Origin of the sequence: Thalassospira profundimaris, assembly GCF_003326795.1 — a bacterium.
Classification (GTDB): Bacteria; Pseudomonadota; Alphaproteobacteria; order Rhodospirillales; family Thalassospiraceae; genus Thalassospira; species Thalassospira profundimaris_C.
In genome coordinates this window covers 44,924-58,764 of the sequence record NZ_JPWI01000010.1, presented here as the reverse complement: position 1 = coordinate 58,764, position 13,841 = coordinate 44,924, and the positions used below count along the sequence as shown (strand labels likewise).

Here is a 13,841-nt window from a genome sequence, read left to right as displayed (position 1 = left end):
AGGTTTGGTGGCAGTGAGGAAATTACAAGGAAAGGTAGAATAAACCTGTTGAAGCGCTACGCCTCTCTGTCCTTACAGATACCTGGAATGAACTCTGTCGGCTTGGCCGGTTCAGATTTCCTGTTTAAGGACAATTGATGTCTTGACCTCTGCACAGGCTGGCAACAACGCCAGCGCATCACGAAGCGCGTTGAGCCGTTCGCTATTATCGACCCTGACATCCACAATCAGGTCCGGATCCCCCGCCAGCGAGAAACACCCGCGAACTTCTGAATACCCGGACAAATGGCGTATAACTTCATGTGCCGGCGTATGTTTTAAACGCACAAACAGAAATGCCGACAACCCGGCTTCCGAACCGGGATTGATTTTGACTTCATAGCCGGAAATCACCCGTTCCGACTCAAGCTTTTCAAGCCGATACCGGATTGTGGACCGCGCCAGACCGGTCTTGGCAGCAATCCCCTTAAGACTTTCGCGGCCATTGGCCCGCAGGACCTGTAATATCTTCTGGTCGGTATCATCAAGATGACGCATTTGGCCCCCGGTGTTGAATGGAACCAAACTTAACATAGTTAGCCATTAAAACAATATTTTGGCCATAATGGCGAAAGTATTGGCCAAATGACAAAACTAGACTGGCATCAACAACCAACGCCACAATGCGAGAATGCCAGATCATGTCCCGTCCTGATTTTCACATCTATTCCGTACAAGAAGCCTGTGTCCTGTTCGCTCAGCATTTCAACCTTGCCGCCACGGCCATTCGCCTGCCCGGCGAGCGGGATTTGAATTTTCATATGACCTGCGAAGACGGTACACAGTTCATCTTCAAGATTTATGCACCGGGTACGGATCAGGACTGGCTTGCGGCTCAGGATCAGGTTCTTGATCACATCGCCCGGATTGGCGGGTTTCCGGTACCGCAATTACTTCTATCCAAAGCAGGTAGCACCACCACCCCAATCACCGATGACGATGGCAACCGGCGTCTCCTAAGGACATTGAACTGGATTGACGGCACTGTCTGGGCTAAGGCACGGGAATCCCACGACCTTGATTTTGCCCAGATCGGAACCCTGCTTGGCCGTCTGGATGCCTGCATGAAAGAATTCGATCATCCGGCAGCCCATCGCGATTTCCTTTGGGATATCGCCCAGACATCAAAACATCGCGAATTTTCTGATCTGATTGGCGATGACGATGTGCGTGCATGTGTGACAGACATTCTCGACCGCTTCGATCACGGCATCGCCGAAAAACTTGCCAAAACACCGCGTCAGGTCATTCACAATGATGCCAATGACTATAATCTGCTGGTCGATGGAAACCTGACCATCAATGGCCTGATTGATTTCGGGGACTTCATCGAAACCCATCGCATTTGCAATCTGGCGGTCGCACTTGCCTATGCGATGATGGATCAGCCAGATCCGCTCGCCTGTGCTGTTGACATTATCACTGCCTATCACCGGGTAAACCCGCTTGGCGAGGATGAAGTCGCCATTCTTTATGATCTGATTGCCTGCCGTTTGGCCCAAAGTGCCTGCATGGCGGCCCAGCAATATGCCAAGGAACCCGACAACGACTATCTTCTGATCAGTCAGGCCGGTGTGAACGACCTTCTGGCCAGGATGGCAAAACTCAATCCGGCCATCGCCCATTACCGCTTCCGCGATGCCTGTGGCTGGGAACCCTGCCCCGGATCACGCAAGGTGGTGAACTGGTTGACGGTCAATGCCGATCAGATCGGTCCGGTTATCCCGCAATCCATGGATGCGTCGAACCTGCATATAGTTGATCTGAACGGACTGTCCCTCGATCCGGACGGCAAACTCCGCCCTGCCAACATTGTTACCGATGCCATCTTTGCCGCGATGGATGCCGCCAATGCCGAGGTGGGCGTTGGCAAGTACCTTGAAAACCGCAAAGTCTATCAGGGGCCATTCTTCGAGACCGCAACCAGGGGCGAGTGGCGCAGCCTGCATCTTGGCATTGACCTGTTTGTTCCCGATCAGACACCGCTTTTTGCGCCGCTTGACGGTGTGGTTGTCGTTTCAAACGACAACGCGCGCGATTTTGACTATGGCCCGATCATCATTCTTGAACACAAGACATCGTGCGGGCTGACTTTCTATACCAAATACGGCCATCTCAGCCGGACGTCACTGCCCGTCAGTCCGGTTGGCAAAACCGTGCGCAAAGGCGAACTGGTCGGTTATGTCGGGCCCTATCCGGAAAATGGAAACTGGGCACCACATTTGCATTTCCAGATCATGGTCGATCTGGTCGGTATGGGGGCAGATATCTGCGGGGTCGCCGCCGCGAGTGAGGCCAATGTCTGGAGCAGCATCTGCCCCAACCCGAACCTGATGCTCGGCATGGCGATTGATTGCCAGGATATCGTGGAACGGGCACCGGCAAAAATCACCGCCGAACGCAGTCGTCATCTTGGCCCGAACCTTAGTATTTCATACAAAAAACCACTCAAGATGGTCCGTGGTGCAGGCCAGTATCTTTATACCGATACCGGGGAAAAATACCTCGATATGGTCAATAACGTCTGCCATATCGGCCATTCGCATCCGCGTGTGGTCGCTGCTGCTGCCAGACAGGCTGCCGAACTCAATACCAACACCCGTTATCTGCATGACAATATCGTCAATTATGCAAACGAACTGGTCGCAACCTTCCCCGATCCGCTTTCGGTCTGTTTCTTTGTCAATTCGGGCAGTGAAGCCAATGATCTGGCCCTCCGTCTTGCACAGGCCTATAGCGGTCGCCGCGAAATGCTGATTGTTGATCATGCCTATCACGGTAACCTGACGTCGCTCATTGATCTCAGCCCCTATAAGTTCAATCGCAAGGGCGGCAAGGGATGCCCGGATCATGTCAAAATCTGTCCGATGCCCGACGGGTTCCGCGGACCGATCCGTTCCGATGATCCCGAATGCGGCAGGAAATACGCCGATCTGGCGATTGATCAGCTTCGCGCGTTTGAGGCCGAAGGCCGCCCGCCTGCTGCTTTCATCGCGGAATCTGTTCTTGGATGTGGCGGGCAGATCTTCTTGCCTGACGGTTATCTCAAACACATCTACGCGGCCGTTCGTGCATCCGGCGGTCTGTGCATTGCCGATGAAGTCCAGGTCGGTTTTGGTCGCGTCGGAAGCCACATGTGGGGCTTTGAACTGCAAGACGTGGTGCCCGATATCGTCACGCTGGGCAAACCGATTGGCAATGGCCATCCGCTTGGTGCGGTGATTACCACCCGCGAGGTCGCAAATGCGTTTTACAACGGCATGGAATATTTCAACACCTTTGGCGGCAATCCGGTGTCATGTGCCATCGGGCGTGAAGTTTTGCATGTTATCCGTGATGAACGTCTTCAGGCGAATGCACGCATTGTCGGCGATCATATGATGGCAAGATTGCGCGAAATTGCGGCAAGAAATCCGTTGATCGGCGAAGTTCGCGGTGCCGGTCTGTTCATCGGGATCGAACTGGTACACAACCTTGAAACAAAGGAACCGGCAACCGAAAAGGCCGGGCAGATTGCCAATATGATGAAGGATCGCAACATCCTGATTTCGACCGACGGCCCGATGGACAATGTCATCAAGATAAAGCCACCAATCACCTTTGACCTTGATGACGCCAACACGTTCCTCGGCAATTTCGAGGAATGTCTGGCCCTCGTCACCCCCTGACAACGGCAAGGTGATCTGAACAACAAATAAAAAAGCATCCCGGCGATCAATGGCCGGGATGCGTCAATTCTGTGTCCCCGCTTTGTTGGCTTAAGCCTTGGTCAGTTGAAGGGGCTGATTGCCTGAATCGACCATACCACCAGCAGCGCGTGCATAGGCTTGCGGCACCATCAGACGCACCGGATAAGGCGACAAACTGATTTCGCAAGGAAGCTTTCCGGCACTTTCACCATCAATTTGCATTGGCGCTGGCCCACAATGACTGGTGATGGTGACCCGTTCTGTACGCACAACCGAAACATCACTTTGTTCGTGTAACCGGTTAAGTGTAAGTGCCAGCCCGTATCGCGACAGCGCACCAATACCGTTGCCAGGCATCAGCACCACGTCAAAACCGTTATCGGTCAGCTTGGCGGATGGGGAAATAATGAACTCGCCACCATAATGTTGGGCATGGGTAACAACCACGCCGGCCACGCGATAGTTTTCCCGCCCGATATTGACTTCAAAATCCCGGTGATGTGGAAAGATGATGTTGCGCAGACCTTCAAGGACATAGGCCCCCTTGCCGATCAGGCGTTTGAGCTTAAGCGATACATTGGCAACCGTATCGGCGTCTGCCCCCATGCCAACCATCAGGAAGAACGCCCGTCCATTGACCAGCCCCGGACGTATCCAGACCTGACCGGGATTGTTGATATAGTCGGCAATCGCCTTTGCCTTGCGCTCCAGACCAACCTCGACGGCCAGAACATTTGCGGTCCCCAGCGGGATCACCCCAAGTGGCGGGACTTCATGTCCCTCGATCTGGGCGTCAAGCAAGCCGTTAAGTGCTTCGTTCAGTGATCCGTCGCCACCCGCAACAAACAGCCGCTGATGGGCGCGCACCTTGCGGGCCAGCTCGCGTGCATGGCCCGGATGGGTGGTCTGTAACAATTCAACCTTGATCCCCGCGTGCTGCAAAATATTCGACAGGAATCGCTGTTTATTGCCGCCCGCACGCGGATTAAAGATCACAGTTACATCGGCATGAGCCATTCAGAACATACTTCCGAAATAAAACCGAAATAAATCATACATACGAAACACCATATGAAAGAAAATATGTAACAGTTGCTTTACAGAACGACGAAATTTCTGTGAACGGGTTATGTTGTCACGTTTTTTATTCTAAACCGATACTGGTTGAGGACAGTATTCGGCACCTTCAAATGCCGGGTTCCAGCCATCCTTTTGGCAGGATACGGAGGGGCGGCAATGACAGCGATGACGCTGCAACCGCATTACCGCACGGTCTGGATTTCAGACGTCCATCTGGGGACACGTGGATGTCAGGCAGATCTTCTTTTGGATTTCCTCAATGAAGTAACAGCAGACACCTACTATCTGGTCGGTGACATTATTGATGGCTGGCGGCTTAAGAAAAGCTGGTATTGGCCGGAAAGTCATCACGCTGTTATCACGACAATCATGGATAAGGCAAAAAATGGCGCCAAAGTCATCTTTGTCCCCGGAAACCATGATGAATTTGCCCGCGAATTTGTTGATATGACCTTCGGGCATGTCGATGTCAAAATGAACGATATCCATGAAACGGCCGACGGCAAACGTTTGCTGGTCATTCATGGCGACGAATTTGACGGTGTTGTCAAATATGCAAGATGGCTCGCCTATCTTGGGGACACGGCCTACAACCTCGCCATTGTTCTGAACCGCTATTACAACGGCATCCGCCGCCGTCTCGGATATGGGTACTGGTCACTGTCGGCCTATCTGAAGAACCGGGTCAAGAACGCGGTTCAGTTCATCTGCAATTTTGAAAATGCTGTTGCCCACGAAGCTGCCAAACGCAAGGTCGACGGCGTGGTATGCGGGCATATCCATCATGCTGAAAAACGCATGATCGGGGATGTTCTGTATTGCAACGACGGTGACTGGGTCGAAAGCTGCACGGCCCTTGTCGAAGACATGAACGGCAAACTTGAACTGCTTCACTGGGCAGAAATGCGCCAGATGGCGATGAGCCATTCCAATCCGGGCCGCGATGCATCAAACGCCCCGTCACTGGGTCTTGGCAAACTGATTTCCATGTTCCGCATCGCCCATAGCACGGGCAGCTCCACATCAGGTGCATCAAAAAAACGCAATGATGCACCAATTGGAAAGACTGCATGAAAATACTGATCGTAACCGATGCCTGGTACCCACAGGTAAACGGTGTTGTCCGTACCCTTGAAACCGTACGCGGCGAGTTGGGCGAGATGGGGCATGACGTTCACGTCATCTCGCCCGATCAGTTCAAAACCATTCCATGCCCGACCTACCCGGAAATCCGCCTTGCCCTGTTTGCCAAACGCAAGATGGCAAAAATGATCGAGGCCCTGCACCCGGTTGCAATTCACATCTCTACCGAAGGACCGCTTGGGCAGGCGGCACGGTCCTATTGCCTCAAACACGGCCTGCCGTTCTCAACCGCCTATCACACGCGTTTTCCCGAATATATTCATGCGCGCTGGCGGTTACCGCTTTCGATCACCTATCGCGGCATGCGAAAGTTCCATTCGAAGTCCCGTTCAGTGATGGTGGCAACCGAAAGCCTGCGCCAGGAACTTTCCGACTGGGGTTTTGATAATCTGCATATCTGGTCGCGCGGGGTTGATCTTGATCTGTTTCGGCCACGCCCGGATGCAAGCTTTGGCGATTTTCCCAAACCGCATTGGCTGTTCGTTGGCCGGGTCGCGGTTGAAAAGAATATTGGTCATTTTCTTGATCTTGACTTGCCCGGCACCAAGTTCGTGGTCGGCGATGGCCCGCAGCTCAATGAGCTTAAGGGCAAGTATCCCAATGCTCAGTTCCTTGGCAAAAAGGTTGGCGAAGATCTGGCCAAGGCTTTTGCCTCTGCGGATGTGTTTGTGTTTCCAAGCAAGACCGACACGTTTGGCCTTGTGATCCTTGAAGCACTTGCATCGGGAACCCCTGTTGCCGTCTTCCCGGTTCAGGGGCCCGCCGATATCGTGCGCGGCACCAAGGCAGGCGCGATTGATGCCGATCTTCGCGAGGCGGCACTCGCCGCCCTTGACCTTAAATCAGAAGATGCCCGTGCGCTGGCCGAACAATATAGCTGGCAAAATTCCGCCAATCAGTTCCTGCACAATCTTGCACCCTTTTCCGGCGGGTTTGACGGGATCGAGGCCATCCGCATTTCCCTTGATGATGCGGCACGAACAGGCAGCATGGACACCCCGTCCGAACCGGACAGCCATGAAACCGGCACCGTCCCGATTGGGCAACCCGCGCAATAAGCGGGGCCAGTCGGGACGATTAATTGCGATAAAGACTTTTGCGCAATGTGCGATAGGCCAGAAGCCCGTTAAGCGCATCGGTGCCCAGCCATCTGCGGAACGGGCGCAGGATCAGGTAAACCGGGCGCAGAAGACGGATTACCTTGCGCAGTGGCACAAGCTGCGCAGCATCCTCGCCCGCCGCTGTGACATATGCACTCCATCCTGCACGCAACAGTTCCGGACGTTTTTTGAATTCGCGCTGAATGGAAAAAACAAACAGCAAAACGTCGCGCGCCTGTGCATCTGCGACCGGCATTCGGGCATTGGGATCTTCTTCAAAATCGATAAAGCCGATCTCGCCATCTTCGCGGATCGTCATGTTTCGAAGCAACGGCGCCCCATGCGAGACCCCTGCCATATGCAATTGGGCCAAGGCTTTGGCGGCGGCCGTTATGTATGATTTGACCTTATCATCATGCCCGGCGCGCACTTCATCTTCGATGAAGGATTTCAGTATCCCGCCATTGTCGCCAATCGCAATCCAGCTGGCACCTTCGTCAATCAGGTCCGGCACCAGAATACCCTTGGCAGCAAGGTTACGAAGCGTCGCTGCCTCGCTATCGAGACCGGCTTTTCCGCCCGGCGACACCGTTGGGCGCAACAGGGGAATGCCGGTGATATTGGCCAAAAAGCGCTGCAACCGATGCCAGACTTTCTGCTTTGCCGGCACCGCTTGCTTGACCCAGATACGCCTGCCATTCCAGCTCAGCGGAAAAACCCGTGCGCCAACACCTTGAGCAATTGTGTGCTCTACAAGTGCGTGTAGTTGCTCGTTCATTATTTTGTCTTATATGTCGCTCTTCGTACCCTGCTAAACAGCAAAGTAATTTTGTGCCCGTCGCGCGCGTCCTGCGGCTTGCCGCCCAACTCCCGGCATGTTAGCAACAGCGCGTGTCTTTGATATTATTTTGAAGCCCTATCCATATCGTTAGTATCAATCCGATACAATGTGGAAATGGCGGAAGCGACCAGGAAGAAGCAATTGCCCGAAAACTCCATGGACCACACTACAGAACATTGGGGAACCTGGCCTCTGGTCAAGCGCATCGTCAAGGACGCCGTTGCCCCCTATTTCGGCAAGATTTTCCTTGCCCTTCTGTGTATGGCTCTGATGGCAGGCGCAACGGGACTTTATGCCCTGTTGATGGATCCGATCATCAATGATGTCTTCATCAATAAAAAAGAGGCAATGCTGGTCCCTGTTGGCGCAGCAGTGCTGGGGTCGTTTGCTCTTAAAGGCTTTGCAAATTACGGCCAGACCGTTTTGATGAGCTATGTCGGCGGGCGTATTCTGGCAGATATCCAGAACCGTCTTTACGAGCATGTCATTCGTCTTGATATCGGCTTTTTCCACAGCACCAATACCGGCAAGCTGATAACCCGCTTTACCAATGACATCACGGCAATGCGCGCGGCTGTCTCGAACTCGCTGACCGGCTTTGGCAAGGACTTGCTGACGGCAATCGTTCTGATCAGCGTGATGTTCTACAAAGACTGGCTGCTTGCCATTATTGCGTTCACGGTCTTTCCCGCAGCAATTTATCCAATTGCGCGTCTGGGACGCCGGATGCGTAAAGTGTCGGCCAATACCCAACAGCAGATCGGCGAATTCGCGACACTGCTTGAACAGACTTTCCAGGGCATTCGCCACGTCAAAGCCTATGGCATGGAGCCTTATGAATGTTCGCGTATGGGCAGACTTGTTGAAATTGTCTTCAATCTCAGCTTCAAGGCGCAAACTGTCAGTGCACGTTCGTCGCCCATCATGGAAACACTCGGTGGTGCTGCGATCACTGCGATCATCATTTATGGTGGCAGCCGCGTAATTGACGGATCGAGCGATCCGGGCAGCTTCTTTGCCTTTATCACAGCACTCTTGCTTGCATATGAGCCGGTAAAGCGTCTGGCAAATATCAACATCACCTTGCAACAGGGTCTTGCAGCATCGCAGCGCGTTTTCACGGTTCTCGATATCGAACCCGGGATCAAGGACACCCCGGATGCCAGGGAACTGAAAGTTTCGGGCGGCAATATCAATTTCAGAAATGTCGTGTTTTCCTATAACCCGGAAATCACCGCGCTTCGCGATATTGATCTTGATATCAAGGCTGGTGAAACCGTTGCCCTTGTCGGCCCGTCCGGGGCCGGCAAATCGACCATTCTGAACCTGATCCCGCGCTTTTATGACATCGATAACGGTGCGATCAGCATTGATGGTCAGGACATTCGCGGCATCACGCTTGAAAGCCTTCGCAAGGCAACGGCATTGGTCAGTCAGGAAATCACCCTGTTTGATGATACTGTGCGTGCCAACATCGCCTATGGCCGTGCGGGTGCAAGCGATGCCGAGATTGAAGAAGCAGCCCGTCACGCCGCCGCCCATGATTTCATCCTGCAACTTGAAAATGGCTATGACACCATTGTTGGTGAGCATGGTGTGAAGCTTTCGGGTGGCCAGCGTCAGCGTATCGCCATTGCGCGCGCCATGCTGAAAAACGCGCCGATCCTGTTGCTGGACGAGGCCACCTCGGCCCTTGATACAGAATCAGAGCGTCACATTCAGGGTGCGCTTGCCGAATTGATGAAAGGCCGTACGACACTTGTGATTGCGCACCGTTTGTCGACCATCGTTGATGCCGACAAAATCTGTGTGATCAATAATGGTCGTGTCATCGAGCAAGGTAAACATGAAGAATTGCTTGCACTGGGAGGCGCTTATGCGAACCTCTATAACTTGCAATTCTCTGAGGAAAACGGAAACTGATCCGGGCAATTTCAGGATAATCAGGCGTGCAGTGGCATAAGCGGATCATCAAAAGCGACACGATGCGCAGCACTTTGTGCTGGCTGGCGGCAACCTATGTCCGTTTCATTCGTCGAACCGGAAGCTGGGAAACCAAAGGCGGCGATCATCCGGCGCATTATCTGACAGAGGGCAAACCCTTCATTGTGGCGTTCTGGCATCAGCGTCTTTTGATGATGCCCTATACCTGGCGTTCGGTCGCAGGTGATCGCCCGTTCAACATGCTGATTTCGTCTCATCGTGATGGTGAAATCATCTCGCGAACCATTGCGCAATTTGACATCAAGACGATTGCCGGATCGACCGGCAAGGGTAAAGGCGGTGCCGCTGCCCTTCGCCAGATCCTGAAAGTATTGAAAGCGGGCGAAGTCGTTGGCATGACGCCCGATGGCCCGCGAGGCCCGCGTATGCGCGCATCCGACGGGATCATTCAGGCCGCTCGCATGGCAAATGTGCCTATTTTCCCGCTGACCTATTCCGCCTCCAATCGCAAGGTGATTGGCAGCTGGGACCGGTTCATCCTGCCATTACCGTTCTCTCGCGGGGTCTTTCATTGGGGGGAGCCGATCTTTGTCGATCGCAAACTTGACGATGCCGGACTGGAAGCCAAGCGGCTGGAACTTGAAAATGCCCTGACCGCGCTGACACAAAGCACGGACGTCGCCCTTGGCCTTAACGCCATTCCGCCTGCCGGGCCAGACGAAGTGCCAAAACAGAAACGTTCTGCCATGGCAGCAGGGGAAACCGGGCAATGAGCCTGTTTTATGCATATCGCGCAGCAACCCGCCTGCTCGGACCGGCACTCCATTTCTATCTGAACCGGCGCAAGAAACGCGGCAAGGAAGATCCCGGTCGCATCGGTGAGCGGTTCGGTCATCCAAGTGCCATGCGCCCCAAGGGGCATCTTGTGTGGATCCACGGCGCAAGTGTCGGAGAATCCCTTTCGGCTCTTCCCGTCATTGACGAAATTCGCCGTCGTTACCCCGGTTTGTCTGTTCTGGTCACCACGGGAACCGTAACATCGGCGGAATTGATGCATGCCCGCCTGCCCAAGGGGGTCATTCACCAGTTTGTTCCGATTGATCGCCAGGTCTGTGTCGCGCGTTTTCTCCATCACTGGAAACCCGACATTGCCCTTTGGCTTGAAAGTGACCTTTGGCCGAATATGCTGACCAAGGCGCATAAGGCCGGGGTAAAACTTGCACTGCTTAATGGCCGTATCTCGGAAAAAAGCTTCAAGGGATATTCCCGCTTCCCGTCCTTTATCCGTCCGGTCATTGCCGCCTTTGACCTTGTTCTGACCCAAAGCGATGAAGAAAGTCGACGCTTTGAAAGTCTGGGTGCAAGCAATGTAAAAACGGTCGGCAACCTGAAATTTGCCGCCCCGCCGCTTCCGGCGGACGCAACCGAACTTGCCAATCTGCAAGAACAGATCGGTCAACGCCCGGTCTGGCTGGCATCAAGTACCTTTGCCGGGGAAGAGCACGTTGCCGGTGATATCCACAAAAAGCTCGCCCATGAACAGGTCGGACTTCTGACCATCATTGTGCCACGTCATCCCGACCGCGCCGAGGATATCGAGGAAGACCTGATCGCACAGGGATTGCAAGTTGCCCGGCGAAGCCGCGGCCATGCGATCACACCGGGAACAGATATTTATCTTGCCGATACCATTGGCGAGCTCGGCCTGTTTTATCGTATCGCACCGGTCTGCTTTATGGGCAAAACCCTCTGTGCAAGTGGCGGCCAGAACCCGCTTGAACCGGCCCGGCTTGACTGTGCCATTCTGCACGGCCCGGATATGAGCAACTTCACCACAATCAGTGAAGAAATGCGCGCCGTCGGGGCATGCCGCCTTGCAACGGATGCCGATGATCTATGCCGTCAGGTTGGTGCCTTGTTGCGTGATCACGCCGCAGCACGAAAGGTTGCTGCCACGGCCCTTCAATATGCCAATTCCAAGGCCGAAGTCCTTGAGCGCACCGTTGATGCCTTGCGCCCGTTAATGGCGCAAAAAGCAATCGACGAGGTGGATCATGCGTGATCCGGCATTCTGGCAGCAAGACGGCCTTGTCCCGAAAATCTTAAGTCCGTTGTCCCTGCTTTGGCAGGCAGGTGCCTGTATCCGCAACAAATCCACCACCGCACGTCATCCGGGGTGCCCCGTATTTTGCGTGGGCAATTTCACGGTTGGTGGTGCGGGCAAAACCCCGACCGCTGTTGCGCTGTATGACATTCTGACAGCACTGGGTCGCAACCCGCATTTTGTCAGTCGCGGATACGGGGGATCGGTCGCCGGGCCCCATCGCGTTGATCCCGTTCACGACACGGCATCCGGGGTTGGGGACGAGCCCCTTTTGCTCGCACAGCATGGCCCTGCATGGGTATCGCGCGAGCGTTTTCTGGGCGCCGAAACGGCCCGTAACGCCGGTGCGGATGCCATCATTCTTGATGATGGCTTACAGAACCCGTCCGTGATCAAGGATTGCAGTTTTGCCGTCATCGACAGCCGGTACGGGATTGGCAATGGCCGTGTCATGCCAGCTGGTCCAATGCGTGAAACGCTGCTCAGTGGTTTGGAGAAAGTCCGCGCCATCATCCTGATCGGGGATGAAACGCCCGCCTTTATTACCAACCTTCCGGCATCCGTCCCTGTGTTGCGTGCCCGGATCGAGCCGATCAACGGATCAGAGTTTGCAGGCAAGAAAGTCCTGGCCTTTGCCGGCATAGGACGCCCTCAAAAATTCTATGACACCCTGAAATCAATTGGTGCCGGGATCGTTGCAACAAACGACTTTGATGATCATCATGTGTTTACAACCGAGGAGCTAAAGACCCTGCGCATGAATGCAGCACGTCTGGACGCAACACTGGTTACGACGCAAAAAGATCTGATGCGCTTGCCTTTGGAAAGCCGTGTCGGCATAAACAGTCTCGACATTCGACTGGTGTTCGAGACACCCGATCAGCTTGCCCAGATTGTGAAGACAGTACTTGCCGATGGATAAGAACAGCAATCTCTACCGGATGCGCCAAAAATACATCTCCCACCCGCTTCAGGGGTTCGGGGCGTATCTTCTTTATTGGCTGTTTGCGATCATGCCGGTTGATATGGCGTCAAATTTCGGCGGCTGGTTACTGCGCACCATTGGCACCAAAGTCGGACAATCCAAAAAGGCGCGAAACAATCTGATCAAGGCCTTTCCTGAAAAGTCCGCTGACGAGATCGAAAAAATCATCGCCGATATGTGGGAAAATCTTGGCCGGTCTGCGGCCGAAATACCGCATCTGCATAAAATGCGGCCCGGTGGTTCCCGCATTGAAATCATCGGTGCGGAAAATGGACGTGCGCTTAAAGATGACGGCAAACCCGGTCTGTTCTTTACCGGGCATATCGGCAACTGGGAAGTCAGCATGTGCATCGCAGCCGTGCTTGAGATGGACATGATGAGTGTCTATCGCGCACCGGATAATCCATGGGTGGATGATCTGTTCATGCGCGCGCGCAAGACTTTCCGCGGGCAATTGGTACAAAAAGGCCCCGATGGTGCACGCAAACTGACACGCTTTATGAAACAGGGCGGTCATGCCTGCATGCTGGTCGATCAGAAAATGAGTGACGGCATCCCGGTCCCGTTTTTTGGCCGTGATGCGATGACTGCCCCCGCACTTGCGCAATTTGCCCTGAAATATGACGCACCGATCATACCAGTGCGGGTTGAACGACTACAAGGTGCGCATTTTCGCATGACGTTCTATCCGGCACTTCCAGTCACCAGAACCGGCGACCGCCACGCTGATGTCGCCACGATCATGACCGATGTAAACGCGGTTCTGGAATCCTGGATACGCGAACGCCCTGAACAATGGCTTTGGGTTCATCGCCGCTGGCCGAACTGATCTGCTTGAAATTCCGGCCGGTGCATTAACCCAATAGGAACACCATTGCCTCAGACTTGCGGCTTGATGTTCTGATCGAAGGCTGGA

Annotated in this window: 11 protein-coding genes; 8 read left to right on the top strand and 3 right to left on the bottom strand. The window is 54.0% G+C overall.

Annotated elements, in window-relative coordinates; translation table 11 throughout:
- Nucleotides 1-111 precede the first annotated feature (111 nt).
- A complete protein-coding gene (locus TH30_RS15145) occupies nucleotides 112-537 on the bottom strand; it encodes an Lrp/AsnC family transcriptional regulator (protein ID WP_181850320.1) in 426 nt (141 codons plus the stop codon).
- Between the two features lie 143 nt (nucleotides 538-680).
- Here TH30_RS15145 and TH30_RS15140 point away from each other — a divergent pair, with 143 nt between their 5' ends.
- On the top strand, nucleotides 681-3,707 hold the full coding sequence (locus TH30_RS15140) for an aminotransferase class III-fold pyridoxal phosphate-dependent enzyme (RefSeq protein ID WP_181850318.1): 3,027 nt from the start codon (nucleotides 681-683) through the stop codon (nucleotides 3,705-3,707).
- Between the two features lie 90 nt (nucleotides 3,708-3,797).
- Here the strand turns inward: TH30_RS15140 and TH30_RS15135 are convergent, their stop codons facing one another.
- Nucleotides 3,798-4,745, bottom strand: coding sequence for a diacylglycerol/lipid kinase family protein (locus TH30_RS15135; RefSeq protein WP_114098933.1), 948 nt, complete (start codon nucleotides 4,743-4,745; stop codon nucleotides 3,798-3,800).
- A 219-nt stretch (nucleotides 4,746-4,964) separates the two neighbouring features.
- On the opposite strand from TH30_RS15135, the gene TH30_RS15130 reads away from it, so the two are divergent.
- Together TH30_RS15130 and TH30_RS15125 are read left to right on the top strand one after the other, a co-directional pair.
- The gene (locus TH30_RS15130) at nucleotides 4,965-5,882 is read left to right on the top strand and encodes a UDP-2,3-diacylglucosamine diphosphatase (RefSeq protein ID WP_114098932.1); all 918 of its coding nucleotides are present in this window, start codon (nucleotides 4,965-4,967) and stop codon (nucleotides 5,880-5,882) included.
- Nucleotides 5,879-7,009: a glycosyltransferase family 4 protein gene (locus TH30_RS15125; protein ID WP_114098931.1), complete on the top strand. Its 1,131-nt coding sequence runs from the start codon at nucleotides 5,879-5,881 to the stop codon at nucleotides 7,007-7,009. The genes TH30_RS15130 and TH30_RS15125 overlap by 4 nt, the downstream gene beginning before the upstream one ends.
- Before the next feature lie 19 nt (nucleotides 7,010-7,028).
- Here the strand turns inward: TH30_RS15125 and TH30_RS15120 are convergent, their stop codons facing one another.
- Nucleotides 7,029-7,829: a BUD32 family EKC/KEOPS complex subunit gene (locus tag TH30_RS15120; protein WP_114098930.1), complete on the bottom strand. Its 801-nt coding sequence runs from the start codon at nucleotides 7,827-7,829 to the stop codon at nucleotides 7,029-7,031.
- 219 nt (nucleotides 7,830-8,048) lie between these two features.
- Here TH30_RS15120 and TH30_RS15115 point away from each other — a divergent pair, with 219 nt between their 5' ends.
- The 5 genes from TH30_RS15115 to TH30_RS15095 are packed head-to-tail and all read left to right on the top strand — an operon-like array spanning nucleotide 8,049 to nucleotide 13,754.
- Nucleotides 8,049-9,815, top strand: coding sequence for an ABC transporter ATP-binding protein (locus TH30_RS15115; protein ID WP_114098929.1), 1,767 nt, complete (start codon nucleotides 8,049-8,051; stop codon nucleotides 9,813-9,815).
- Nucleotides 9,816-9,841: 26 nt separating this feature from the next.
- Nucleotides 9,842-10,609 carry a lysophospholipid acyltransferase family protein gene (locus tag TH30_RS15110; RefSeq protein WP_258548743.1) on the top strand — a complete coding sequence of 256 codons (768 nt, stop codon included), beginning with the start codon at nucleotides 9,842-9,844 and terminating at the stop codon, nucleotides 10,607-10,609.
- Entirely contained in the window at nucleotides 10,606-11,898 is a 1,293-nt protein-coding gene (locus TH30_RS15105) for a 3-deoxy-D-manno-octulosonic acid transferase (protein WP_114098928.1), read from the top strand. Before TH30_RS15110 ends, TH30_RS15105 begins: the two co-directional genes overlap by 4 nt.
- Complete coding sequence (gene lpxK, locus TH30_RS15100; protein ID WP_114098927.1) at nucleotides 11,891-12,862, top strand: tetraacyldisaccharide 4'-kinase; 972 nt, start codon at nucleotides 11,891-11,893, stop codon at nucleotides 12,860-12,862. The genes TH30_RS15105 and lpxK overlap by 8 nt, the downstream gene beginning before the upstream one ends.
- On the top strand, nucleotides 12,855-13,754 hold the full coding sequence (locus TH30_RS15095; RefSeq protein ID WP_114098926.1) for a lipid A biosynthesis lauroyl acyltransferase: 900 nt from the start codon (nucleotides 12,855-12,857) through the stop codon (nucleotides 13,752-13,754). Before lpxK ends, TH30_RS15095 begins: the two co-directional genes overlap by 8 nt.
- Nucleotides 13,755-13,841: the final 87 nt, after the last annotated feature.